The sequence below is a fragment of the Domibacillus sp. PGB-M46 genome, from assembly GCF_022668875.1.
Classification (GTDB): Bacteria; Bacillota; Bacilli; order Bacillales; family Domibacillaceae; genus Domibacillus.
This window is the reverse complement of record NZ_JAKGCR010000001.1, coordinates 155,090-180,201: the sequence shown is the minus strand read 5'-3', so window position 1 is coordinate 180,201 and position 25,112 is coordinate 155,090. Positions and strand designations below refer to the sequence as shown.

The following is a 25,112-nucleotide window of genomic DNA, read 5'->3' as shown; positions in this document are numbered from 1 at the left end:
GGGGGCTGTGAACATGGAAAAAACATTGGAGAAGGTACGGATCGCATCCGTTGCGGATTTACCGGAGAAAATGGGAAAAACCGTCCGGGTGGGAGAGCTGGAACTGGCTGTGTTTAAACTTGGAAATGGCACGGTCAGGGCGATTGAAAATCGCTGCCCGCATAAAGGCGGGGTGCTCGCAGAAGGAATTGTCAGCGGCGAGCACGTTTTCTGCCCGATGCATGACTGGAAAATTTGTACAACTGATGGGAAAGTGCAGGCACCGGATGTTGGCTGTGTGTCCACTTATAAAGCCGTTATTGAAGATGGCGACGTATACTTATTTATTTAAAGAAGGAGGCGGACGAAGATGGGTGTATCGATTGTAGGAGCAGGGCCGGGCGATCCGGAACTCATTACTGTTAAAGCATTAAAAGCCATTCAAACAGCCGATGTTATTTTATATGACCGGCTTGTAAACAAAGAGCTGTTGAAGGAGTCAAAACCATCAGCTGTCCGCGTCTTCTGCGGAAAGTTTCCAGGCAATCATGTGATGACTCAGGACCGTATTAATCGGCTGATGGTAAAGTTCGCTTCTGACGGAAAAAGTGTAGTGCGTTTAAAAGGCGGTGATCCGTTTGTGTTCGGACGCGGCGGCGAAGAAGCTGCTTATGCGAGAAGCTTTGGCATCCCGGTTGAAATTATTCCGGGTATTACAGCGGGCATTGCTGCACCCGCTTATGCAAATATTCCCGTCACACACCGGGAATATGGTAATTCATTCGCCATTGTCACCGGGCATCAAATGGAAGGCAAAGGGGAGACGGATTGGTCGAAGCTTGCCACGTCTGTAGACACGCTTGTGATTTATATGGGCATGAAACACTTAGATCATATTACGAAGCAGCTCATTCACCATGGCCGCAAAGGGGCAATGATGGCCGCGGTGATTGAGCAGGGCACGACAAATGCACAGCGCGTTGTAACAGCGCCGCTATGCCGTATTGCAGAAGAAGCGCAGAAGCAGGAAATAGGCAATCCGGCTGTAATTGTCATTGGCGACGTCGTCAACTGCCGGGAGCAGCTGGAACGTGAAATGGCTCTGGCGGCTGCGTATTAAGGGAAAAGGAATTGACGCGCTTTCTTTCCTCCTGTACCATTATCTTTAATTCAAGATAATAAAAACAGAAAAGGTGGAAGCGCCATGAAACATGTATTTCAAAAAGGATCAAACGACCGTGTCCTGCTTCTCTTACATGGAACAGGAGGAACCGAGCATGACCTTCTGCCGCTCGCTGACAGTATTGATCCGGATGCATCTGTATTGAGCGTGCGGGGAAATGTGCTTGAAAATGGTATGCCGCGCTTTTTCAGACGGCTGGCAGAAGGAGTATTTGATGAGGAAGATTTAGTGTTCCGCACAAATGAATTAAATGAATTTCTAGCCCGGGCGGCACGTGACTACGGGTTTAACCGGGATAAAGTAGTGGCGGTCGGCTACTCGAATGGCGCAAACATTGCCGCAAGTCTATTATTTCATTTGAAAGATTCTTTGAAAGGTGCGATCCTTCATCATCCGATGGTGCCGAGAAGAGGGATCGAACTTCCGGATTTAACAGGCACCCCTATTTTTATTACAGCTGGAAAAAACGATCCTATTTGTCCAGCAAAAGAAACAGAAGATTTAGTGGCACTGCTGGCTGGTGCCGGTGCAGAAACAGACGTTCATTGGGAAATGAATGGTCATATGCTGACAGCTACAGAAGTGCAGGCAGCAGCACAGTGGTTCAAAACCCATCTCGCTTAATTGTTCTAGTAAGAAAAACGCCTTGTTCGCAAGGCGTTTTTTGTTTTATATTATTGTGATCTGTTTTTTTGATTGGCAGAGGATTGAGACAAATCGTTAAGCTGTTTATGCATTTTCTCTACATTCGTAAATTAGAGTTGAAGAATAAGGATGTAGGAAATGAGAAGAGCTGATAAAGCTGCTGTTAAAATTCTAAAACCCAGTTTTCATAAGGTGTTCCTTTTGTTTTCCTTTTCTTAAAGCAAAGTATAGATAGAAGCTTTTTGTATCATTTAAAAAACCATTTTTAACATTAATTGTAAAAATAATAAATTTACATTTTACATTCGGTTTATTAGGTTTTTAAGCCTATTTATCGTAAAAAATAAGCTATAAGATTCATTTTAAAAACAGTTAATTAGGTAATAGGATCTTATAGAAAGCATTATTTCTGTTTTTTTTCTTATTTATCGCGTTTTGACTAAAAAAAGGAAGGGTGGAATAGTAGTCTTATCTTACTAAAAGAGGTGAAATGCATGATTGCGGTGAAATCAAAGCGAATTATGGATGCGCAGGGGCGGGTGGTTCTGCCGAAAGCGGTGCGGAAGGAGCTGGGTATTTCTCCGGAAGACCGGGTACGGGTGGCGGGACAGCAGGATGAAATTACGATTGAGAAATACACAGAGCAGCAGGTGGAAGAAACGCAAATGTGTTATGTAACGGGCGCTGCATCGCCTGACTGCCGTTCATTTAGCGGCGGTATTCATTTAAGTAAAGAAGCGGCCCTCAAGATTCTGGCAGAATGGAAGTCTAAACAGTAATCAATTGGCGTATAGTGAAAAGTATGCTACTTTAGAGAGTGGAAATCTGACAAAGGAGAATAGGAATGGATTTTATCACTCTATTAAAAGCGGTTATTCTCGGGCTTGTAGAAGGAATGACCGAATTTGCCCCGGTTTCTTCAACAGGGCATATGATTATTGTCGATGATATGTGGCTTCACTCTAAAGAATTTTTGGGGAAATATGCAGCTAATACGTTCAAGGTTGTCATCCAGCTTGGTTCTATTTTAGCGGTGGTTGTTGTATTCAGGCAGCGGTTTATTGATTTGCTTGGCTTAAACAAAGAAACACGCGGTAAAGAAAATCGGCTTCGTCTTGGCCAGGTGCTTGTTGGATTGGTTCCGGCCGGGGTTTTAGGTGTTTTGTTTGAAGATACGATTGATAAGTATTTGTTTACAACCGAGACTGTGTTAATCGGACTTGTGGCTGGTGCTGTCCTGATGATGATTGCAGACTTTTACAGGGGCAGAAAGCAGACGGCTAATATAGCTGAGACTGTGGATCAAATAACGTATAAGCAGGCATTTCTTGTTGGTATTTTCCAATGCCTTTCCGTTCTGCTTCCCGGTTTTTCACGTTCTGGATCTACCATTTCCGGCGGGGTTCTTGTTGGCATGAGCTATCGTGCTGCAGCGGATTTTACGTTTATTATGGCCGTGCCGATTATGGCCGGGGCCAGCTCTATTTCACTGTTGAAAAACCTTGAGTATATTTCGAGCTCCGATCTTCCTTTTTATGCTGTCGGTTTTATCAGTGCTTTTATTTTCGCTTTAATTTCCATTAAGTTCTTCTTGAAATTAATTAACCGTATTAAATTAACTCCGTTTGCCATTTATCGTATCATTCTGGCAGCGGTCATTTATTTCGTCTTTTTGTAAGCGGGGTGCATACCCCGCTTTTTTATATGGAAAGAAGTGTTCGCAACGTTTGATTTAAAAGACGCGGGCGTGGTAAACTAACAGCACGAAACCGAACCGCAGGCTGATGTCTGCGGTTTTTTCAGAACGGAGGTCCTTATGAACGAAACAAAAACCGAACAACTCAAGGGCATTACGGCAGGTGTGAATACGGATAGCGAGGGAGATTTTCTATACTCAATGGAAGAGCTCAAAAATCTGGCCGAAGCATGCGGCATTGAAGTAAAGGGGGAGCTGACGCAAAATCTGCCCCGTACACATCCCGCTCTGTATATGGGAACGGGAAAAGTAGAAGAGCTGCAGCATCTTGTCGAACAGATGGAAGCAGATGTCGTGATTTTTGACAGTGAGCTGTCGCCATCGCAAATTCGAAATCTCGAAAAAGAGCTTGATTGCGAAGTAATCGACCGAACCATGCTTATTTTAGACATCTTCGGCCGGCGCGCCAAAACGAAAGAAGCACAGCTCCAGGTGGAGATGGCCCGTCTTCAGTATATGCTGCCGCGCCTGGTCGGCACGTATGTGGCACTTGGGCGTCAGGGGGGCGGCTCTGGCTTTAAGAACCGTGGTGCCGGGGAAACGAAGCTAGAGCTTGACCGCCGGAAAATTGAATCGAAAATTTCTTATTTGCGCAAAGAACTGGCGAAAATTTCGGAGCAGCGGACTGTACAGCGCAGACAGCGCCAAAAAAATAACCTGCCTGTTGCTGCGCTTGTCGGCTATACAAATGCCGGTAAGTCAACTGTTATGAACGCAATGCTCGGAACGTACGGCGGAGACGGAGGAGAGGTTTTTGAGAAAGACATGCTTTTTGCTACGCTGGATACATCTGTGCGCAGCATTGAGCTTCCGGATAAAAAAGAGTTTTTGCTCGCTGATACCGTCGGATTTGTAAACAAGCTGCCGCACCATCTTGTAAAAGCGTTTCGCTCAACACTGGAGGAAGCGGCATTTGCCGATGTGCTTGTTCATGTCATTGATGTATCAAGTCCGCAGTTTGAAACAATGATAGATATTACGGAAAAAACGCTCGCAGATATTGGGGCAGAAAACATGCCGGTCGTCTATGTATACAATAAAGCAGACCGGGCCGGTATCGAATACCCGCAGACAGCCGGTGATTCGGTGTATATATCCGCCAAAGAAAGAGCCGGTATCAGCGAGCTGACAAGTAAGCTGAAAGAGCACTTGTTTAAAGACTATGTCCGCTGCACCCTGCTTATCCCATTCGACGAAGGGGAAGTCGTATCGTACTTTAATGAGCACGCGGCTGTGCTCGAAACAGAGTATGAAGAGAAGGGAACAAAGCTGACGGTCGAATGCCATCGAAAAGATTATGAAAAATTCAAGTCCTTTGTTACCGGCTAACCCACTTTTAAAAACGGTCATCCTGCATAAGATGACCGTTTTTTTTATTTTTTTACCATAAGAAAAAGGCAGATGCGAGGGCAAAACCGGCAATAGCGGCCAGGGCAACCGGATAGCCGTATCCATAGCCGTACCAGCCATAAAATCCGTAGCCAAACCCTCCTAAAAAGCCGGCAGGACGAATCCAAACATGGTCTCTCGTTACGCGGGTAATTCTTCCTGTATGAACTTTGCCATCACGGCAGGTAATTTTCACTTTTTTTCCTGTGTGCTGTGAGCAAAGGTGATAAAAGTGTGCTCGAGACATGATATTCCTCCTTTCTTTGTTTCATAGTTTATGCAGGAGAAAAAGAGATGGATAAACGAAAAGTCTATGAAATATACTTTTTTTCTATAAAGACGGTACGGCTGCTCCAAAATAAACTTATTCATATATATATAAGAAGGACAGTGAAAAAGGAGGCAGCATCATGCCGGTATTAAACAGCAGAGCATGGCTGGATGAGTTTATAAGAGAGTGTGAAAGAAAAAGAAAAAAGGAAGTGTATTTTATTCAATGTGAGACACTGTGCGCCTCACTGGTCTCTTTTTTTCCAGCGTTCAGCCCAGAGGAACTTCACTATCACCTGCTTGCCGCCGGATTGTTTGATCCATCCGAATGGGAAAAAACACGGGACATCGTGGAGGGGATGGATAAAAGCGGTATGTGGGAGCTGGCGGCACAGGAATACAAAGAGCTGCAGCAAAAGTGGAATGGACCTGAAGCACATATTGTTCTTTTTCCGATACGAAAAGCACGCTGGAGAGGCAGAGCGTCTATCTCTAAGAAAAATGGAGCTGCTGTCGGGAAAGTTATTTTTTTGTTTTTGACACCTGATTTACCAAGAGAAGAAGTAAAAGCCCTGCTGGCACATGAGTATAATCATGTATGCTGGTTAGATCATTTCAAAAGAGAGGATCATTCTTTACGTTTAAAAGAGGCCCTTGTTTTAGAAGGAATAGCTGAGTTTGCGGTAAAAGAACTGTATGGGGAAAAGCAGCTCGCTCCCTGGGTGGGTCTGTATTCACTTGAAACGGCAATGAAACTATGGAAAAAAGCGTTTGTTTCTGCGTTGGAGAGTACAGATAAAGAACTACAGCATGATTTTTTATATGGAAAAAAAGATCGCCGCCTTCCCAAATGGATTGGGTATTGTATCGGCTATCATATTGTCCAGTCTTTTTCAGAGCGATCCGGGCCATTTAAAGTAGAAGAGCTATTGCAAAAAAGCGCTGATGAAATCATCGCGGGCTCGATATTTCATAGCTGAATGCAGGCTCGCAAAAAGCAGTCTTCTGTTTAAGAAGACTGCTTTTTTGGTTTTTTTTGAAACGGCATCCACCAGTTGGCTGCGCCAAGCAGTTTCATTAAGCTGGGCACAAGCAGCAGGCGCACGATGGTCGCATCGATCGCAATGGCCATCGCAATACCGATTCCAATTTGTTTTACTGGCACAACGCCGGTAAAAGCAAAAGCGCCGGTAATAGCGATCATAATGGCAGCAGCGGAAGTGATAATTTTACTTGTGCTTGCAAGCCCTTCTACAGTCGCATATGCATTGTCATATGTGTCCATATAAAATTCACGAATGCGGGAGATGAGAAACACTTCATAGTCCATGCTTAGGCCAAACACGAGACTGAAAACGAGCACCGGCAGAATAAGAGAAACAGAAGCTGGTTCCATTCCAAGATGCCCTCCTTGAAACAGCCAGACAAGAATACCAAACGTAGCAGCAAGGCTGAGAACATTCATGATAATCGCTTTGAGCGGAATCAGAACCGATCGGAACGCAATCATTAAAATAAAAAAGGTAGAAATCAAGATAACCGCCAGCACAGGGACTGCTTTATCAAAAATTTCATCATACAGCTCCTGGTTAAATTTAGGCTGTCCGCCAAATGTAATCTTTACCGGCCAGTCGTCTTCGCTCCAGTTCCGAACCACTGTCTGAGCTTCGTCAGAGGCGGCTTCTGCGTTAAGAGAAATGGGAAGCAAGAGCTTGTCTCCCTGAATAAAGCCTTCAATTGCCGGCTCAAGCTTTGCGGCTGTTTGCGGATTTTCAAGAGAAGCCGCAAGTATAGCCGGATCACGCTGGCCGCTTATGGAAAACAAGGTTTCTACACCGCTCACGGTTTCGCTCTGCTTTAATTTCTGTTCCAGTTCTTTCATAACCGTTAATCCGTCTTCATCAAGCCAGCCGTTTTTTCGTTCAGCGACTGCATACACCGTTGAAGCCGTATCTTTCATAAAGTTCTCTTCAATTTTATCGTAAGCCGTACGGGATTCAAACGTAGTCGGCAATGAATCTGCTGCTGGAATGGCCAGGTGCATGTTTTTCCCTGGAATCACCGCTGTGCCGAGCAGAAAAAGAGCAAGCAGCGCGACTAAAATAGGACGCTTCATCACGAATCGGGCAAATAAGCGCCACCGGCTGGCAGAGTTTCCTGAGATACGCAAAATCCGTCCTTTGTAAATCCGGCTGCCAAGAAGCTTTAGAAGCGCCGGAAGCAGTGTCATGGACGCGACCACCGCGACCGCAATAACAGTCATACCGCCAATGGCCACATTTTTAAAAATATCAATGTCGATCAGCAGCACTGAGCCAAGTCCGATAAATACGCACAAAGCGGAAAAAAGAATGGAGTGGCCGGCTTTTGCCTGTGTAATCCCGATCGCTTCATCGATTGACCGGCCACGGGAGCGTTCTTCTTTATAACGATTAATAAATAAAAGTGAAAAGTCAATCGACAGTGCCAGTCCAAGCATTGGAGCGATATTTAAAATGAAGATAGCCAAATCAACCGAGTCGGCTATAAACGATAAAATCCCGAAGCCGACAATAATCGTCATTCCGCCAATCACAAGTGGAAGAATCGAAGCGACCACGGCTCCAAGAGCAAGCAGGAGCACGATAAGCGCCACGGGCAGTCCAATCAGTTCGGCTCGTTTTAAATCATCCTGGCTCGCTTGATTAATATCTTTTGAGATAACAGGTCCGCCTGTCAGCGAGATGCCGTCTTCTTTTGCTAAAATAGCCCGCACGTCATCAATCACAGGATCCATTGGCTTTGACGGATCATCAAAATGAATGGCGGCATAAGCGATGTCCTCTTTCAGCCATTCTTTGTTTTCAAGAGGTGAATCGATGGCAGATGGCGATACAGTCTGGTCAATTTCATCTAAGACAGAGCTAATGTTTGTTTGAAAGGTCTTAGAGGATTCATGATTCCTCTTTTCAAATAAAACAAGCAGGGTCTGTTCTGGAAAATGAAATGTATCATGCAGCGCCTGCTGAACCACTTCATAGTCACCATCTGTCCGAAAACCGTCTCCTTCAAGCTTGGCAGGAAGCTTAGCAGCAAAGAATCCAAAAACAGCCGCCGCAATCAGCCAAAAAATAAGAATCGGTTTCCAGAAATGAATTGCAAACGATTGTTTTTTCATGGAAGCATCTCCTTTTTTTCTTTCTTGTTTCATGATAAAGGAAAATCTGCCAAACGGGAAAACAATTCATTTAGTGAACTTCTCATTGACACTGAAAATCATTATCAATATAATGATAGAGTAAAAAACAATTTCATTTTGGTGAAAAGGAGGGAAACCGTGTTTGTTGAAATGAAAACCATAACGGTAAAACCGGGCACATCCCACTTGGTCGTTGAGAACTTTCAAGGAAAAAATGCCATGGCGGAAATGGATGGCTTTATCGATAAAAAAATTTGGGTCCGTTCACGCAGTAAAGAAGATGAAAAAGTGATTGTGGCGATCCATTGGGAATCAGAAGAAGCCTATAAAGGGTGGAAGAAAAGTCCGATTCACATTGCCGGTCACCGCACCAAACGGGAAAAACCGGATTACATCCTGGATTTTAAAAACGAAACGTTTGTAGAAGCATCATTGCCCGCATCCGTTTAATACGACATATACTTGCACAGACAAGTTATTTCCATTACAATAATGGAGATAAGCTGTTAGAGGTGAAGAGCTATGTATAAGCTGGATGATTCACTCGGATATAAGCTGTTTCAAAGCTCGCGTCTGATGACGAACAGGTTGAATCAGCATTTTCGATCCAATGGCTATCCAATTACCCATGAACAATGGCAATTGTTAAGCCGCTTGTTTGAAAGGGACGGTCAAACGCAGCAATCTCTTGCTGTGTTAAATGAACGGGATGAGCCAAGTGTGTCGCGTCTTGTTGCAAATATGGAACGAAATGGGCTCGTTGAACGGCGTCCGCATCCGACGGATAAACGGGTAAATCTTGTTTTTTTAACGGAAGAAAGCAAGCGGATGAAGGACGATTATACAGCGATCGCTTTTCAAACCATACAAGATGCATCAAATGGAATTGATCCGGCTGAATTTGAACAGTGCCTGCGCACGCTGGATCGTATCCGACGCAATTTGTCGTAGAAAGGATGCCGGTTTCCAATCGGCTTTTATCTTTCGCTTCAATTGAGAATGAATCTCTCTATCACTAACTGCCTGACAGCAATATAAAGGGTAGGGCAAATGAATGAAAAAACGTTACTTAGTATTATTGCTTATTTTATTATCTTTTGCTTCACTGTTTATCGGCGTTACCACTATTTCGCCGTTGGATTTGTTTCGGTTTAGCGATCACCAGACGCAGATTTTTTGGCAGAGCCGGGTTCCACGGCTGATCAGTATTTTAATTGCCGGAGTAACACTCAGTATCAGCGGCTTTATTATGCAGCAGCTGAGCCGCAACAAATTTGTTTCGCCAACTACAGCGGGAACGATGGATTCCGCCCGGTTTGGTATCCTCATTGCGCTGATTGTCTTTACGTCGGCTGGTCCATTTGAAAAAATGGTTATTGCTTTTCTATTTTCTCTTGCCGGCACGTTTCTATTTATGAAGATCCTTGATCGGATTAAAATGAAAGATCCTATTTTTATTCCACTTGTCGGGCTTATGTTTGGAAATATTATCAGTTCCATCACAACATTTTTTGCGTACAAGCACGATTTGATTCAAAACATGTCAGCTTGGCTGCAGGGAGACTTTTCCATGATTACAGCCGGGCGCTATGAAATGCTGTACATAAGTATTCCGCTTGTTGTGATTGCTTACTTCTTCGCCGACCGGTTTACGATCGCCGGAATGGGAGAGGATTTTGCGAAAAATCTCGGCTTGAACTATAAGCAGGCTGTAAACGTCGGGCTCGTGATAGTGGCGCTGTCCACCACACTCGTTGTTCTGACAGTCGGGCTTATTCCGTTTCTTGGTCTCGTTGTTCCGAATATTGTGTCGATTTACCGGGGGGACAATTTAAAAAACAGCTTGTTTGATACCGCGCTTTTAGGAGCCGTCTTCATTTTGTTCTGCGATATTCTCGGGCGAATCATCATTTTCCCGTATGAAATTCCAATCGGTTTAACGGTTGGCGTTATTGGGAGCGGGATTTTTATTTACTTGCTGATGAGGAGACGGGATTATGCGTGAAAAGGGCAAACTGATCATACTAATTTTGCTGTCGGCAGCTTCGATCGCCGGCTATATGTTTATTGAGCTTGGACCTAATTGGGACTATGCTCTGCCAAGACGGGCAGAAAAAATTGCAGCGATTGTACTGACAGGAACAGTTATTGCAGTCGCTACACTGCTGTTTCAAACGGTAACGAACAACCGGATCTTAACGCCAAGCATTATCGGGCTTGACTCCTTGTATATGCTCGTGCAGACAACGCTTGTATTTTTCCTTGGCTCGACCAGCCTGACAGTCATGAACAAGCAGGTGAACTTTGCGATTTCAATCGGCTTTATGGTACTGTTTGCACTTGTGTTGTACCGGCTGCTTTTTCGCAGAGAAGGGCAGAGCATTTACTTCTTGCTTCTGCTTGGTCTTATTTTCGGTACGTTTTTCGGCAGCTTTACCTCATTTATGCAGGTATTGATTGATCCAAATGAATTTCAAATTATTCAAGACCGGATGTTTGCGAGCTTTAACAATGTCCAGACAGAGGTTTTGATGATGGCAGCCGTGATTACTGCCGCTATGCTACTGTATTTAATGAAATTTTTTAAGTATCTTGATGTTCTTTCACTCGGAAAAGAAACAGCGATTAACCTTGGAGTTGAGTACGATTATACGGTCAAACGGCTGCTTGTTATTATTGCTGTTCTTATTTCCGTTGCCACGGCGCTCGTTGGTCCGATTACGTTTCTTGGCTTGCTCGTTGTGAATGTGGCCTATGAAATGTTTAAAACCTACAAACATTCCGTTCTTATTTTTGCTTCGATACTTGTGTCGATTGCGGCGCTTGCCGGCGGTCAAATGATCGTTGAACATGTGTTTACTTTTTCTACGCAGCTTAGCGTGATCATTAACTTTATCGGCGGCATTTACTTTATATATTTATTGTTAAGGGAGAGTAAAAAATAATGGTAGAAGTGCAGTCTGTCTCGAAATCATACGGATTAAAAGCAGTTGTTGATGATGTGTCAGTCAATATTCAAAAGGGAAAAATCACATCGTTTATTGGTCCGAACGGTGCCGGGAAAAGTACGCTTTTATCCATTATCAGCCGCTTGATGAGTGCGGATACTGGTGAAGTGCTGATCGACGGGCAAAAAGTAAACGAAACAAAAAGCAGAGATTTAGCCAAGAAAATGGCTATTTTAAAGCAGTCTAATCATCTAAACCTGCGTTTGTCGGTCCGTGACCTTGTCGCCTTCGGACGTTTCCCTTACTCACAAGGGAAATTAACAAAAGAAGACCACGTTCACATTGACGAAGCGCTTCGTTACATGGAGCTTGAGGAACTGCAGGATCGCTACTTAGACCAGCTGTCCGGCGGGCAAAAGCAGCGGGCGTTTATCGCGATGACCATCGCTCAGGACACAGAGTATATTCTATTAGATGAGCCGCTGAACAATTTGGATATGAAGCACTCTGTTCAAATTATGAAAGTGCTGCGCCGCCTTGCAGATGAACTTGGTAAAACGGTTCTGATTGTCATCCATGATATCAATTTTGCCTCTGTTTATTCAGATTATATTGTGGCCCTAAAAGACGGCAAAATTGAAGCGCAGGGAACGGTCAATGAGATTATTACCACGTTGACACTCAAACAGGTATATGGCATGGATATGTCTATTCAGGAAATTAACAATCAAAAAATATGTGTGTATTTTAGCTGATAAAAGGAGAGCATTATGAAAAAATATTTGTTATTTATCGTTATGGCTGTTTTTGCGGTAATCGCAGCGGCATGCAGTTCATCAACTTCCGGCGAGAAAGCAGAAACAGAGCCGGCGGAGGGCAATGAAACACCAAAAGAAGTAACCGTAACACATGAGCTTGGTGAAACAACAGTGCCGGTTAACCCGGAAAAAGTAGTTGTATTTGATTTTGGTTCACTTGATACAATGGCAGAACTTGGAGTTGAGCCGGCCGGTCTTCCAAAAGAAGGTATTCCGGATTATCTTTCACAATTTGAAGATGAAAAGTACGCAAACACGGGCAGCTTAAAAGAGCCGGATTTTGAAAAAATCAATGAACTTGCACCCGATTTAATTATCATTTCCGGCCGTCAAATGGACTTGTACGACCAATTTGCGGAGATTGCGCCGACTGTTTATCTTGCTGTTGATGAGTCGAACTACATGGAATCATTCAAGAAAAATGCCACAACAATCGGTCAAATTTTTGATAAAGAAGCAGAAGTAAAAGAAAAATTAACAGCTATTGATGAAAAAGTATCGGCACTAAACGAAAAAGCATCGTCAATGAACGAAAACGGGCTTATTATTTTGGCGAATGAAGGCAAAATCAGCGCGTACGGACCTGCGTCACGCTTCGGTATTATTCATGACGTATTCGGTGTAAAACCAGCTGATGAAAACATTGAAGTATCTACACATGGACAAAGCGTTTCATTTGAATATTTAGTAGAAACAGATCCAGACTACTTGTTTGTTGTAGACCGTGGTGCGGCTGTTGTAGACGGAGAGTCTTCTGTAAAACAGGTTGTAGAAAACGATCTTGTAAAGAGCACAAAAGCTGTGAAAAATGATCATGTCGTTTACCTTGATGCAAACGTTTGGTACTTATCAGGCGGAGGCTTGCAGTCTGTTTTAAAACAGGCTGATGAAATTGAAAAAGCGATTAGCAAGTAATTCAAAAACAGGACTGATGCGGAGGCATCAGTCCTGTTTTTTTAATTTAATCGTAAAGGTTGTGCCAAGAGGTGATGTTTCCTTCAGCACCAGGTCGCCATCCATGGCCCGGGCAAGCAGCTGGCTGAACGGGAGGCCGAGACCGAGGCCGCGGACTTTATATTTTTTATTTTCTCCACGATAAAACCGTTCAAAGATCAAGGCTCTTTCAGCATCCGGAATACCAATTCCCGTATCGGCTACGTCAATGAGGGCGTACGATTCATCAATGCGAATTGAAACAGAAAGCTGGCCTTTCGCTTCAATAGCATGAGCCGCGTTGTTGAGCAGGTTCATCATAATCTGCTGCAAGCGGTCAGGATCCGTCAGCACCATCAAGTCCCGCTCATACGGATGAAAATGAATAGGTATGCCGTCCGGGTTACGGGCTAAGTTCCATTCATGAACAATGTCGCCGGTTAGTTCATTGAGTTCATGCGGTGCGGTTGAAACCGGCAGAGCATTGGCTGCAAACGTGTTGAATTCGAGCAGGTCATTGATCATATTCTGCATTCGTTCCGTTTCTTTTAAAGAAATCGCAAGAAATTCTTTCGCTTCTTCCCCGGTAACAACGTCGTCTTTGACAGCTTGAAGCAGGCCGCTGATTGAGGTAACAGGTGTTTTTAACTCGTGGGTGACACCCGCAAGCAGTTCAGCACGAATAGATTCAAGCTGTTCAAGGCGGACAGCCATATCGTTAAAAGATGTGACGAGGTCGTATACTTCCTGTTCTTTGGCCCTCGAAGGCTTAAGGAGTACTCCGTAGTTACCGTTGCGAATTTCTTTGGCCGCGGCAGCTGCTGCACTGATTGGCCGTGCAAGCCGGCGCGATAAAATGTAAATCGCTGCCCAGCCAAGCAGGCCGCTGCCGATAATAAGCATTGCAAGCAGACGGTATTCATCGTTTAAATCGGCAAATTTATCTTCCGGCTGCAGCATGACGACCCATCCGAATGTAATCTCATTTACCATGATTGGTTTTTTGATCAAGTAAACAATGGCGTCATCGTTTAAGGCGGAAAAGGTCTGTACCGAACTGTTTTTCTCAAGTACAGCGGTCGGAAAAGAACTTTCTTTGTATAAGTTGTCGTCACCAGCGGATATGATCACACCATTCACATCCGTAATAAAAATGGAAGGGGGGGATTCCATTTTGTTCAGTTCATCCCGCACATCGAGCATGTCCCGGTCAAGGTAAGAAGATGCCTCAGAGTCATCGCCAGCCTGCTGGCTCCCGGCAATGCGGCCGGCAAGCTCCGCTGCTAAAAACTCGGATACATCGAGCCGGTTTTGAAGAGTCGTGTGCTGGATCCAGACGACCGACAGCATAGCCAGGACAAGCAGGCCGAGGGCAAGGGTAATGGCATAACGGGTTGTCCAATAACGAAGCAGCGAGATGCGCCGTGTTCTATTCCGCCGTAACAAATTGATACCCTAAGCCGCGCAATGTTTTAATTTCCCCCTCAGATGACGGCCACTTTGCCAGTGCTTTCCGGATTCTCTTCACAGATAAATCAACTGCACGATCGCTTCCATCGTAATCATGCCCCCATACCTCATCTAAAAGCTGGTCCCGCGTAAAGGTCCGGTTGGGAGCCGCCGCTAAGAACAGCAGCAAAGACAAGTCCCGCGGTGTTAAGGTAATGTCTTTACTTCCTAAAGAAATACGATGCGCGGTAAAGTCAATCGTCAGGCTTCCGAAGTGCTGTACATTCTCGTCGGTGCGTTTTGAATCGGAACGGCGAAGCACAGCCCGTATGCGTGCAACGACTTCATCGGCGATAAAGGGTTTAGAGATATAATCGTCCGCTCCGCTGTTTAAGCCGTCCAGCCGATAGTTCACATCATTTAAAGCCGTCAGCATAATCACCGGGCAGCTGCTGCTTTCCCGAATTTCTTTTAATACCGCCCAGCCATCTTTTCCTGGCATCATCACATCAAGCAGAACAAGAGAAGGAGAAATCGAATGAAACTTTTCAACCGCTTCCGTTCCATTAAAAGCTTGTACAACATCAAAGCCGGCTTTCGCCACATATACCTTTAATACCTGGCTGATTGCCGGTTCATCTTCTGCAATTAAAACTGTCTGCATGTCTATCTTCCTTTCCTTTGTTAAAGGGTTCGACAAAAAACCGGCCTTGCTTGGCCGGTTTTAATAAAATCCATTTAATTGTTCAGCCGCTGTTTTATTTACTTCCGCAATGGCCGCAATGATTTCTTTTGTGCGCTGTCCTTCTGTTGTTTGGATGCCGAATTGGTCCGCCACATTATGTACGTAGGCTTTATGGGCTTTTTTCACCTGAAGGCGAAGTGTTTTTTCATCTTTGCCAGCCGTATCAAGATGGAGAGCCTCGGCCTGGCGCTGTAACTTCGCCAGACGGACTTTTTTGGCAACTGTTTCCAAATCATCATGTTCATTATAAACACCGAGTGCCATTGCTTGATCTGCAATGATGTCGGCAAAATTTCTTGTGCCTGTACGAGCAACAGACGAGGTCGTTTGTTCTTTAATAAGCTGCGGGGAAGCCGCCTGCGCTGGAGAAGAGGAAACACCGCTTAAAATTGTAATGGATAGCGCGCCCGTCATAACATATGACATTGTTTTCTTCTTCATGATTCTTCCTCCTGTGCATTTCCTTTACTAGATGTTTTTAGTTTACCCGATAATTAAGTCAAGTACATGTCAAATTGAAAACTTTTTAATTTTGTTCACGTTCACAACTATTTTTTTGCAAAATTCTTCTTGATCTTTAAAAACACATCGATTAATATCTAGTTAAGCGCTTACTTAATCAAGAAAATTCAGAAAAGTAATCGTTTTCATATGCAATAGCATGAAGGCAGAAAGAAAGAATAAAACCACTGCAAAGATGTAAGGGACTGATTATTAGAGTGTGCAGATTCCTGATTAAAAGAGTTATGCGGTGAAGCTGGAAGATCTCCTGAGCAAGGCTGCATCAAGCGCAGGAAAAAGAGACACATAGTGTTAGTTGAGAAAACGCTTAACCTTTTTTTCGAAGAAACTGTATGTGCTGTAAAAGAAACGAGCTCGGGATGCAGGGACAAGCAATTTAACACATTCACTTTTTTGAAAACGATTTCATATCGTTTCCATATATGAACAACCTGGGGGAGGAAGAAAAAAATGAAGAAAAAGTTTTTTCTGTTCATGGCGTTGATGGTAGCACTAACAGCTGTATTGGCAGGATGTAGAGGAGACAGTGCTGGCGGCGATGATAAATTAAAAATTGGTGTGGCACTTCCGGACTTTGACGATAAATGGCTCAGCTACCTGCAGGACGGCATGATGGATTATGAGAAAAAAGCAGGCAATATTGAAGGCGTTTATGTGGATGCAATGAATGACGCAGCAAAGCAGATGTCTCAAGTTGAGACGTTTATTTCACAAGGTGTAGATGCAATTGCAATCGTACCAGTTGATACAGAATCTGTAGGCACAATCGTGGATATGGCAAATGCAGCAGAAATTCCAATTGTCGTGGTGAATCGTACGTATGAAGGAATTGAAGATGCAACAGCGTTTGTTGGCGGTAACTCAATTGATTCAGGCATTATGCAAATGGAGGCAGTTGCGAAACTTCTAGGCGGTAAAGGAAACGTGGCCATTATGAACGGCCAATCTGGACAAGAAGCAGAAATTAAACGTACGGAAGGAAACAAACAAGTAATTGAGAAAAATCCAAGCATGAAACTAGTAAAAGAAAAGAATGCAGACTGGGATCGCGCAAAAGGGATGACATTGATGGAAAACTGGCTGCAATCAGGCGAGAAAATTGACGCTATTGTAGCAAACAACGATGAAATGGCGATTGGTGCAATCATGGCACTTGAAGCAGCTGGCAAGCTTGAAGAAGTGACTGTAGCAGGCATTGACGGCACACCGGATGCACTTGAGTATGTAAAATCAGGAAAGCTGAAAATTTCTGTGTTCCAGGATGCAGCTGGCCAAGGATCAAAAGGGCTTGAAATTGCAGCTAAAGCAGCCAAAGGGGAAGAAGTTGAAAAAATGAACTACGTTGAGTTCGAATTAATCACACCTGAAAACGTAGAAACATACGAGAAAAAATGGCAGTAAGAAAAAGCGGGCGGTTTATACCGCCCGGCTTTTATAAAACAAACTTGGGGTGAGGAAAATGACATCTCCGTACATTTTACAAATGTCAGATATATCGAAAAGCTTTCCGGGTGTTAAAGCATTGCAAAACGTTAGGCTGGATGTAAAAAAAGGAGAAGTACATGCCTTGATGGGTGAAAATGGCGCAGGTAAATCCACGCTGATGAAAATCCTGATCGGCATTTATACTGCTGACACAGGAAGCGTCCTATTCGACGGTGAAGAATTGAAGATTAACAATGTCAGTGAAGCGCTTGATAAAGGCATTTCAATGATTCACCAGGAATTAAATCCAGTGCCGGAAATGACTGTGGCAGAAAATATCTTCCTCGGCCGCGAACCAACATACGGAAGAACAGGAATTGTGAACCAAAAGCAGCTTGTGGCCAACACGAGAGAGCTTTTTGAACGCCTGAACATTACAACGATCGATCCAAAAGCCAAAATGGTTGATTTAACGGTAGCAAAAATGCAGCTGGTCGAAATCGCCAAAGCGGTTTCCTACGATTCAAAGCTTATCATCATGGACGAACCCACATCCGCTATTACTGACAAAGAAGTTGCCCATTTATTTGACATTATCCGCTCACTGCAAAAGAAAAACGTCGGCATCATTTACATTACGCACAAAATGGAAGAGCTCAAGCAAATTGCCAATACATTAACTGTTTTTCGGGATGGCCAGTATGTCGGCACAGATTCTATCGCCAATATGTCCCGTGAACGTCTGATTGAAATGATGGTCGGCCGCGAGCTTTCCCAGGTATTTAATAAAGAGCATGCAGACATCGGAGAAGTAGCCCTTGAAGTCAAAAACTTAACAAAAGAAGGAAAGTTTTACGATGTGAACTTTCAAGTCCGTAAAGGAGAAGTGCTTGGCATTGCTGGATTAATGGGCTCTGGACGCAGTGAGATTCTGGAAACGATTTTTGGTGCGATGCAGGCAGATTCAGGAGAAATTCTTGTCGGCGGTCAGTCTAAAAAAATGCGGTCGCCGAAAGATGCGATCAATGCGGGTATCGGCCTTCTGACAGAAGACCGAAAGTTAACCGGCTGCTTCCTGCCGCTCAGCGTACGGGATAACATGATCATGGTCAATATCAACAAATATAAAAAAGGCGGGCTGCTTGACCGGAAGAAAATTGAGAGCGACTGTGCAGACCAAAAGGTGAAAATGAATATTAAAACACCAAATATGGACCAGCTCATCAGTAATTTAAGCGGAGGCAACCAGCAAAAGGTGCTCATTGGCCGCTGGCTTCTCCACAATCCGGATATTCTCTTTCTTGACGAGCCGACTCGCGGCATCGATATCGGAGCGAAAAGTGAAATTTATAACTTGATCTTTGAGCTGGCCAAGCAGGGAAAAGCTATTATTGTCGTATCATCGGAAATGCCGGAAGTGATCGGGCTGAGTGACCGCATTGTCGTCATGAGCGAAGGATACCAGACAGGGGAGCTTGACCGGTCGGAAGCTTCACAGGAAGCGATTATGGAGCTTGCGACACGCGGAGAACTAATGAAACAAAAAACATCGTAAGAACAGGGAGGCAATAGGGATGAGCAACTTATCAACTGTTACGAATAACAATCCAGGTGTAGGCGTTCAAAAAGAGTCAAAAGCAGGAACGATATTCAAGAAATATGGAATGCTCATTATTTTAGTTGCATTAATCGGGCTTATGACGGCGCTTGAACCGAACTTCATTAATTCCAATAACATTATTAACATCGTAAGACAGATGGCGGTCATTGGCATCATCGCAATTGGCGTAACCTTCATTATCATTACAAGCGGAATTGATTTATCTTCCGGTTCTGTCGTGGCATTGACGTCTGTGCTTGTTGCTACCGTTGCACAGGAAGGAACATATCCACTTATTGTAGCTGTCCTTGTTGCCATTGCAATTGGCGCCGGCACAGGCCTTTTTAACGGATTTTTAATCACAAAAGGAAATATCGCTCCCTTTATTGTAACACTTGGCATGATGACCGCGGCACGCGGACTTGCGCTTCTTTACAGCGGCGGACGCCCAATCGGCGGCTTATCGGATTCATTATTGTTTCTTGGACAGGGCATGATTGCCGGCATCCCGGTACCTGTTATCATTTTTGCTATTATTGGCGTGATTTCTTACATTCTTTTAAATAAAACAAGATTTGGTAAATATGTTTATGCGATTGGCGGTAATGAGCAGGCGGCGATGATTGCCGGTGTGAACGTAACAAAAGTAAAAATTTTAGTATACACATTCAATGGCCTTTTAGTCGGTATTGCCGGACTGATTTTAACAGCACGTATTGCTTCCGGGCAGCCGACGGCTGGTAACATGTACGAACTTGATGCTATTGCAGCGACTGTTATCGGTGGCACCAGCTTAACAGGCGGCATTGGTACGATTGGCGGAACCATTATCGGCGCATTGATTATTGGCGTAATGAACAACGGTCTTGATTTAATGAACGTTTCCTCATACTGGCAGCAAATTCTAAAAGGCGTTATTATTACAGTCGCAGTTTATATCGATGCACGCAAGCATAAGAAAAAATAATAAGGCGGGATGCTGACTGAAAAATTTCAGCGTCACATGAAGTGATTCACGGCGTTTCGTGTTACTCTAAGAATAGAATGACACGAGGAGAAACGATGATATGAAACCGACGATTTATGACGTGGCGGAAAAAGCGGGTGTTTCTATTGCTACCGTATCTAAGGTCGTGAACAATACAGGGCGGATCAGTGAAAAAACCCGTAAGCGTGTAACAGAGATTATGAGGGTTCTTGATTACCAGCCGAGCAGTGTCGCAGCGGCACTGACAGGCAAAAAAACATATACCGTCGGCGTGCTTGTTCCTGATATTGCCAACCCGTTTTTTGCGGAAGTGGCCCGGGCACTGGAAAACCGGGCACGGGAATCTGGTTACACACTGATGCTGTGCAGCACGGATTATAAGCAGCAGAGGGAACGAGAATATTTAGAGCTTTTTTCTAAAAAGCAGGTCGACGGTGTGATGGTAGCCATTGAGCCAGAAGAAATGGACCATTTCAAAAAATTTAATGAGCGCGGCGTACCGAGCGTAATGCTGTCTGTGAATCACTTAGACGCTTCAGCCAGTGTGGTCATGACAGACAATGTGCGCGGCGGATACTTAGCCGGTAAATATTTGCTGTCGAAAGGACACCATGAATTAGCCATTATGTACGAAAAGCAGCGCCAATCGGGGCGTTCCCGCTTGATTGGTTTTCAGCAGGCGTTATCAGAAGCAGATGTGATGGCTGAAGAACCGTACGTTATTGATACCCGCTCTGATATTTTGGAAGCGAAAAAAGCCGCGCAAAAGCTGCTTCGTCTCCCGAAAAAGCCAACCGCTGTGTTTGCAGCAACGGACTTGATCGCTATTGTCTTGATCAACGAAGCGAGAGGAGCGGGTGTGCGGGTACCCGAGGATATGTCGGTTATCGGCTTTGATAATACCATTTATGCGGAAATTGCCGATCCTGGGCTTACGACGATTGCACAACCTATTACAGAGCTTGCTCATTATTCATTTGACCAGCTGTTACAGCTCATCAAGCAGCCGGATCAAATTGGACATCGGATTATGCTGGCGCCATCTTTAATCGAAAGAGGATCGGTTCGAAAAATCATCGGCGGTGGACCTTCATCCAATGAAAATTAAAAAGCGCGGACTTTTCAATATTGAAAAGTCCGCGCTTTTTTATTCAAAAAAGGGGTACATTATTTGTACACTTTTACACGCTCATCAAGCGGCGCAAATTCTTTGTCGCCGACTGGCGCTGTTGGTTTGCCGAATGGCATTTGAGCAATGAGCTTCCAGTCTGCTGGAATATTCCACTGGACTGCTGCTTTTTCATCAATCAGCGGATTGTAGTGCTGCAGGGTTGCGCCAAAGCCTTAGTTTTCAAGCGCTGTCCAAACGGTAAATTGAAGCATGCCGGATGCCTGGTTAAACCAAACAGGGAAGTTGTCCGCATAAAGGGCAAACTGCTCCTGAAGGCTGCGGACGATCGATTGATCCTCAAAGAATAAAACTGTTCCGTAGCCTGCCTGGAACATATCCATTTTCTCTTGTGCAGAAGCGAAGCTTTCTTCTGGAACCACATTTTTTAACGTTTCTGTTGTAATGTCCCACAATGTATCATGCTGATCACCAAGAAGAACAACAACACGTCCTGTTTGTGAATTAAAAGCAGTTGGCACATGCTTAACTGCAAATTCAATGATTTCTTGGATTCTTTCATCTGAAGCGACAGACTCTTTTGAAATAGCATAATGAGAGCATTGATTTTGCACAGCTGTGTAAAAATCTGTTTGGATAGAAGTGTTTGACATGGTTTATGTACCTTCTTTCAATAAAATTTAGTTACATTTAGAAACATTGTTTAGAAAAATAAATTAAATTATCTGAGTAACTATATATTAAAAAGTGGAAAGATGTCATCTTTCTTTAAAATGGTGTATACTAAGAATACATAAAAGAGGTGAAAGAATAATGGAGCTTTGTCCAAAAGTAGAAAAAGCAATGCAGTTATTAGGCAAACGATGGACGGGCCTTGTGATTAAACAGCTTTTGGATCGGCCGCAGCGGTTCTCTGAAATTAAAGCTGGATTTCCGATCAGCGGCAAGCTGCTGACAGAGAGGCTGAAAGAGCTGGAAGAGGAAGGCATGGTCACTCGAAAAGTGTATGCAGAAGTGCCGGTTCGGGTTGAATATACATTAACGGAAAAAGGACGCGCCTTAAAAGCCGCTATTACAGAAATAGAGAATTGGGCGCATGACTGGGTTGAATTGGAAGAACACGTATAAATCAAATTTAAGGCTTTCGCCCTGTTTGATCGTTCAGTCCAGCGGGAATGGGACATGTAACATCATAAAAGGAGAAAAAACATGTCCCATGAACAGCAGGCTCTGCTTGAAGTCATGCAGGAAGCCTACTCCCAGAGCGAGCTGCAGGATGCGAGTGTGGATGCCGTCATGACACTTATTATCGAGAAACTTGAACTGGTGATCAAACCAAAGTAAAGCAGGGGGTTCGCTCCTGCTTTTTGTTTTGGCAAAAAGTGAAGGAGCATGTACAATAGATAGCGTGTATTAAATCGGAACTATGTGGATTTGAGAAAGGATTGGCCTATGAAAACAGAACTTTATATAATTGGAGGCTTTCTTGGCAGCGGGAAAACCACACTGCTGTTAAAACTGCTTCAAAAAGAAAAAGAAGCAGGCAGAAAAGTCGCTGTTCTGATGAATGAAATCGGTGCGCTGTCGGTTGACTCGGCGCTTATCGGAGAAAACACGGCTGTGCGGGATATGTTGAACGGCTGTATTTGCTGTACGATTAAAGATGAAATAGAAGTGGAATTACTGGCGCTTTACCGGGAACACCAGCCGGATGTCATTTATATTGAAACGACCGGTGCGGCTCATCCGATGGAAGTGCTCGATGCCTGCATGTCTCCATCCATCGCCATGAAAATTGAGGTGAAAGGCATTTTAACGCTTGTTGACTGTGCCCGGTGGGTGGAGCGGGACCGGCTGCCGATTGCACACCGGAAGCTGATGGAGGATCAAGCACGCTGGAGTGATATTGTCGCACTCACCAAAACAGATTTGGTCGCCGAGGAGACCTTGGCAGTCGTTCGCAGAGATATCCGCTCACTCAATCAGAAGGTTCAGTTAATTGAAATAACGCATGGAGAAGGAGAAGCTGTTTTTGGCAGCGGAAGCCAGCCACAGGAACAGCATCACGCCCGCCATCATCTGCATGTTCGAACATTTGCTTATGAATTTGTGAATCACGTACCGCGCGCTGCTTTTAGAAAGTGGGTAGAACATCTGCCGGATTCGGTGCTGCGCATCAAAGGGTTCATTAAGTTTGAGGATTCAGGAGACCAGCCGGAGCTGTTTCAGTATGCGTACGGCGTTCCGTTTTTTCAGCCGCAGCCGATCAAGCGTCCTACGGTTATAGTTGTGATTGGGGAAGAGCTTCCAGAAGAGGAAATGCGCAGAGAGTTAAATAAACTCGAAGGCGTATTTTAAAAACCGGCCCGTCCACGGGCCGGTTTTGGCTGTTCATTAAGCGGGAAGGTTTTGCAGGTACTCACGTACTTGCTCCGGAGACTTAGCATTTGCACTGTGCAAATGCGCTAATTTTTCGCCGTCTTGAAAAAGAAGCAGGCTGGGAATGCCCATTACATCGTACTTTTGTGCAGCTTCGGGAAAATCATCCCGGTTCAGTTCAAACCAGCGGTATTGGTTGTAGTCCGCTATAATTTCATCAATAAACATATCCATTCTCGTGCAGTCCGGGCACCAGCCGGCGTAAAATTTAATGATGACCGGCTCACTGCCGGCAATAATTTCTTCGAATTGCTCTTGTGTTTGAATTGCTTCCATTCTGCTAACTTCCTTTCTAATTGGTTCATCGACTTTTGCACTCAGCGCATTTAAGTGTGAGGCGCAGAAGCCGGAACATTTTGTTCAAGTTATTGTATCACGGTCCGGCTTAGATTTCTCCTATCTGAATCGTTTGGCTGTTGTAGAATGGAACAATAACGTTATAATAAGAATTGGTCTATTTTTACGAGAAAGAGGAGTTTACATGAATTCTCAACAACAATCAAGCCGGATTGACTACGGATTGATTTTAATCTTGCTTATGCTTTTTGTTGTAAGCTGTGCAGCGATTTACAGTGCACAGACAACAGGTCAATATGGAACAAACTTTGTCGTCCGGCAAGTTATCTGGTACGCGATTGGAATCGGCATTATCCTGGTATTTATCCGGCTGGATTCAGACCAATTTCACGGCATGGCCTGGTATTTGTACGGCTTTGGCATTTTGCTGCTGTTGTTTTTGATTGTAGCACCATCATCTATTGCTCCAACGATCAACGGAGCGAAAAACTGGTACAAGCTTCCGGGCTTAGGAACCATTCAGCCGTCCGAATTTATGAAAGTATTTCTGATTTTAACATTGTCCCGGGTAATGGTGAATCACCATTCTAAAAACCCTATTAAAACGATCAACAGTGATTGGATGCTTTTGCTTAAATTAGGTGCCATTACTGCTTTGCCGCTTGCGCTTGTGGTGCGGCAGGATCTTGGAACGTCCCTGGTTATTATTTCTATTTTGCTCGGTATGATTTTCGTTTCAGGTATCACGTGGAAAATACTCCTTCCTCTCTTTGGCAGCGCCGCTGCTCTGATCAGCCTTGTGTTTTATATGGTACTCTGGCAGCCGGCAGTGTTAGAAAAATATCTTGGTGTCAGGCAGTATCAGTTCGACCGTATTTACTCATGGCTTGACCCATATAACTATGAGAGTTCGATCGGTTTTCACCTGACCCGTTCGCTGCTTGCGATTGGCTCAGGCCAGACGATGGGCAAAGGGTTTGGCTACCGGGAAGTCTATCTGCCGGAAAGCCATACTGACTTTATTTTTAGTATTATTGGAGAGGAATATGGATTTATTGGTGCGTCGGTTGTTGTAAGTTTGTTTTTTGTGCTCATCTATCACATTACAAAACTTGCATTGACCACAAAAATTCCTTATTATTCTTACATGTGCGCCGGCGTTATCGCGATGATTACGTTTCACGCATTCCAAAATATCGGCATGACGATCGGCCTGCTGCCGATTACAGGAATTCCGCTGCCATTTATCAGCTATGGAGGCAGTGCGATGATGGGAAATATGATGGCTCTGGCGCTTATTTTCTCCATCACTTATAATGAGCGTCACTATATGTTTTCATCAGATCGATCGTAACCCGCTTTTAAAGCGGGTTTTTTTTATGAACTTTTACAGTCTATAATTTATAATGAAATCCTAGG

27 protein-coding genes and 1 pseudogene are annotated in these 25,112 nt (G+C 44.3%); 21 read left to right on the top strand and 7 right to left on the bottom strand.

The genetic code is table 11. From position 1 onward, the window contains the following. The first annotated feature begins 13 nt into the window (after positions 1–13). The 6 genes from nirD to hflX all read left to right on the top strand — a co-directional run bounded on the left by nirD (position 14) and on the right by hflX (position 4,892). Entirely contained in the window at positions 14–331 is a 318-nt protein-coding gene (nirD, locus tag L2D08_RS00860; RefSeq protein WP_242231822.1) for a nitrite reductase small subunit NirD, read from the top strand. 18 nt (positions 332–349) lie between these two features. Beyond that, positions 350–1,099, top strand: a complete 750-nt coding sequence (gene cobA, locus L2D08_RS00855) for a uroporphyrinogen-III C-methyltransferase (protein ID WP_242231821.1) — start codon at positions 350–352, stop codon at positions 1,097–1,099. 84 nt (positions 1,100–1,183) lie between these two features. After that, positions 1,184–1,786, top strand: coding sequence for an alpha/beta hydrolase (locus L2D08_RS00850; RefSeq protein ID WP_242231820.1), 603 nt, complete (start codon positions 1,184–1,186; stop codon positions 1,784–1,786). A 515-nt stretch (positions 1,787–2,301) separates the two neighbouring features. Continuing rightward, the gene (locus L2D08_RS00845) at positions 2,302–2,586 is read left to right on the top strand and encodes an AbrB/MazE/SpoVT family DNA-binding domain-containing protein (protein ID WP_242231819.1); all 285 of its coding nucleotides are present in this window, start codon (positions 2,302–2,304) and stop codon (positions 2,584–2,586) included. Between the two features lie 65 nt (positions 2,587–2,651). Next, positions 2,652–3,485: an undecaprenyl-diphosphate phosphatase gene (locus L2D08_RS00840; protein WP_242231818.1), complete on the top strand. Its 834-nt coding sequence runs from the start codon at positions 2,652–2,654 to the stop codon at positions 3,483–3,485. 138 nt (positions 3,486–3,623) lie between these two features. Then, positions 3,624–4,892: a GTPase HflX gene (gene hflX / locus L2D08_RS00835; RefSeq protein ID WP_242231817.1), complete on the top strand. Its 1,269-nt coding sequence runs from the start codon at positions 3,624–3,626 to the stop codon at positions 4,890–4,892. 52 nt (positions 4,893–4,944) lie between these two features. Here the strand turns inward: hflX and L2D08_RS00830 are convergent, their stop codons facing one another. Beyond that, positions 4,945–5,199 carry a S1 domain-containing protein gene (locus L2D08_RS00830; protein ID WP_242231816.1) on the bottom strand — a complete coding sequence of 85 codons (255 nt, stop codon included), beginning with the start codon at positions 5,197–5,199 and terminating at the stop codon, positions 4,945–4,947. A 163-nt stretch (positions 5,200–5,362) separates the two neighbouring features. Here L2D08_RS00830 and L2D08_RS00825 point away from each other — a divergent pair, with 163 nt between their 5' ends. Continuing rightward, complete coding sequence (locus L2D08_RS00825) at positions 5,363–6,202, top strand: DUF2268 domain-containing putative Zn-dependent protease (RefSeq protein WP_242231815.1); 840 nt, start codon at positions 5,363–5,365, stop codon at positions 6,200–6,202. Positions 6,203–6,231: 29 nt separating this feature from the next. On the opposite strand, the gene L2D08_RS00820 is transcribed toward L2D08_RS00825, so the two are convergent. Further along, positions 6,232–8,379 (bottom strand): MMPL family transporter, encoded by a 2,148-nt coding sequence (locus L2D08_RS00820; RefSeq protein WP_242231814.1) that lies wholly within the window; start codon positions 8,377–8,379, stop codon positions 6,232–6,234. A 159-nt stretch (positions 8,380–8,538) separates the two neighbouring features. Between L2D08_RS00820 and L2D08_RS00815 the strand changes: the two genes are divergently transcribed. The 6 genes from L2D08_RS00815 to L2D08_RS00790 all read left to right on the top strand — a co-directional run bounded on the left by L2D08_RS00815 (position 8,539) and on the right by L2D08_RS00790 (position 13,081). Then, positions 8,539–8,850 carry an antibiotic biosynthesis monooxygenase family protein gene (locus L2D08_RS00815; RefSeq protein WP_242231813.1) on the top strand — a complete coding sequence of 104 codons (312 nt, stop codon included), beginning with the start codon at positions 8,539–8,541 and terminating at the stop codon, positions 8,848–8,850. Between the two features lie 72 nt (positions 8,851–8,922). After that, a complete protein-coding gene (locus L2D08_RS00810; protein ID WP_242231812.1) occupies positions 8,923–9,351 on the top strand; it encodes a MarR family winged helix-turn-helix transcriptional regulator in 429 nt (142 codons plus the stop codon). A 103-nt stretch (positions 9,352–9,454) separates the two neighbouring features. Further along, positions 9,455–10,405 carry an ABC transporter permease gene (locus L2D08_RS00805; RefSeq protein ID WP_242231811.1) on the top strand — a complete coding sequence of 317 codons (951 nt, stop codon included), beginning with the start codon at positions 9,455–9,457 and terminating at the stop codon, positions 10,403–10,405. Continuing rightward, the gene (locus L2D08_RS00800) at positions 10,398–11,345 is read left to right on the top strand and encodes an iron chelate uptake ABC transporter family permease subunit (RefSeq protein WP_242231810.1); all 948 of its coding nucleotides are present in this window, start codon (positions 10,398–10,400) and stop codon (positions 11,343–11,345) included. The genes L2D08_RS00805 and L2D08_RS00800 overlap by 8 nt, the downstream gene beginning before the upstream one ends. Continuing rightward, entirely contained in the window at positions 11,345–12,103 is a 759-nt protein-coding gene (locus tag L2D08_RS00795) for an iron ABC transporter ATP-binding protein (RefSeq protein WP_242231809.1), read from the top strand. The genes L2D08_RS00800 and L2D08_RS00795 overlap by 1 nt, the downstream gene beginning before the upstream one ends. Before the next feature lie 15 nt (positions 12,104–12,118). Continuing rightward, positions 12,119–13,081, top strand: a complete 963-nt coding sequence (locus L2D08_RS00790) for a siderophore ABC transporter substrate-binding protein (protein ID WP_242231808.1) — start codon at positions 12,119–12,121, stop codon at positions 13,079–13,081. A gap of 27 nt (positions 13,082–13,108) precedes the next feature. On the opposite strand, the gene L2D08_RS00785 is transcribed toward L2D08_RS00790, so the two are convergent. The 3 genes from L2D08_RS00785 to L2D08_RS00775 are packed head-to-tail and all read right to left on the bottom strand — an operon-like array spanning position 13,109 to position 15,734. Continuing rightward, positions 13,109–14,545, bottom strand: a complete 1,437-nt coding sequence (locus L2D08_RS00785; RefSeq protein WP_242231807.1) for a sensor histidine kinase — start codon at positions 14,543–14,545, stop codon at positions 13,109–13,111. Continuing rightward, complete coding sequence (locus L2D08_RS00780) at positions 14,529–15,212, bottom strand: response regulator transcription factor (protein WP_242231806.1); 684 nt, start codon at positions 15,210–15,212, stop codon at positions 14,529–14,531. The genes L2D08_RS00785 and L2D08_RS00780 overlap by 17 nt, the downstream gene beginning before the upstream one ends. A 60-nt stretch (positions 15,213–15,272) precedes the next feature. Then, the gene (locus L2D08_RS00775; RefSeq protein WP_242231805.1) at positions 15,273–15,734 is read right to left on the bottom strand and encodes a hypothetical protein; all 462 of its coding nucleotides are present in this window, start codon (positions 15,732–15,734) and stop codon (positions 15,273–15,275) included. Positions 15,735–16,265: 531 nt separating this feature from the next. Between L2D08_RS00775 and L2D08_RS00770 the strand changes: the two genes are divergently transcribed. From L2D08_RS00770 to L2D08_RS00755, 4 genes are all read left to right on the top strand, one after another. Continuing rightward, entirely contained in the window at positions 16,266–17,216 is a 951-nt protein-coding gene (locus L2D08_RS00770) for a sugar ABC transporter substrate-binding protein (protein WP_242231804.1), read from the top strand. A gap of 58 nt (positions 17,217–17,274) precedes the next feature. Further along, the gene (locus L2D08_RS00765) at positions 17,275–18,795 is read left to right on the top strand and encodes a sugar ABC transporter ATP-binding protein (protein WP_242231803.1); all 1,521 of its coding nucleotides are present in this window, start codon (positions 17,275–17,277) and stop codon (positions 18,793–18,795) included. Between the two features lie 19 nt (positions 18,796–18,814). Then, on the top strand, positions 18,815–19,807 hold the full coding sequence (locus tag L2D08_RS00760) for an ABC transporter permease (RefSeq protein ID WP_375337553.1): 993 nt from the start codon (positions 18,815–18,817) through the stop codon (positions 19,805–19,807). A gap of 100 nt (positions 19,808–19,907) precedes the next feature. Then, positions 19,908–20,936 (top strand): LacI family DNA-binding transcriptional regulator, encoded by a 1,029-nt coding sequence (locus tag L2D08_RS00755; RefSeq protein ID WP_242231802.1) that lies wholly within the window; start codon positions 19,908–19,910, stop codon positions 20,934–20,936. A 59-nt stretch (positions 20,937–20,995) separates the two neighbouring features. On the opposite strand, the pseudogene L2D08_RS00750 reads toward L2D08_RS00755, so the two are convergent. After that, positions 20,996–21,610: pseudogene (locus tag L2D08_RS00750) on the bottom strand (nitroreductase family protein). Positions 21,611–21,770: 160 nt separating this feature from the next. Between L2D08_RS00750 and L2D08_RS00745 the strand changes: the two are divergent. The 3 genes from L2D08_RS00745 (at position 21,771) to L2D08_RS00740 (ending at position 23,315) form a co-directional block, all read left to right on the top strand. Further along, positions 21,771–22,085 carry a winged helix-turn-helix transcriptional regulator gene (locus L2D08_RS00745; RefSeq protein ID WP_242231801.1) on the top strand — a complete coding sequence of 105 codons (315 nt, stop codon included), beginning with the start codon at positions 21,771–21,773 and terminating at the stop codon, positions 22,083–22,085. Between the two features lie 81 nt (positions 22,086–22,166). Further along, a complete protein-coding gene (locus tag L2D08_RS23950; protein ID WP_255821764.1) occupies positions 22,167–22,301 on the top strand; it encodes a hypothetical protein in 135 nt (44 codons plus the stop codon). Between the two features lie 108 nt (positions 22,302–22,409). Further along, positions 22,410–23,315, top strand: coding sequence for a CobW family GTP-binding protein (locus tag L2D08_RS00740; protein ID WP_242231800.1), 906 nt, complete (start codon positions 22,410–22,412; stop codon positions 23,313–23,315). A gap of 36 nt (positions 23,316–23,351) precedes the next feature. On the opposite strand, the gene L2D08_RS00735 is transcribed toward L2D08_RS00740, so the two are convergent. Then, the gene (locus tag L2D08_RS00735; RefSeq protein WP_242231799.1) at positions 23,352–23,672 is read right to left on the bottom strand and encodes a thioredoxin family protein; all 321 of its coding nucleotides are present in this window, start codon (positions 23,670–23,672) and stop codon (positions 23,352–23,354) included. Between the two features lie 205 nt (positions 23,673–23,877). Here L2D08_RS00735 and L2D08_RS00730 point away from each other — a divergent pair, with 205 nt between their 5' ends. Continuing rightward, entirely contained in the window at positions 23,878–25,047 is a 1,170-nt protein-coding gene (locus tag L2D08_RS00730; protein ID WP_242231798.1) for an FtsW/RodA/SpoVE family cell cycle protein, read from the top strand. Positions 25,048–25,112 lie beyond the last annotated feature (65 nt).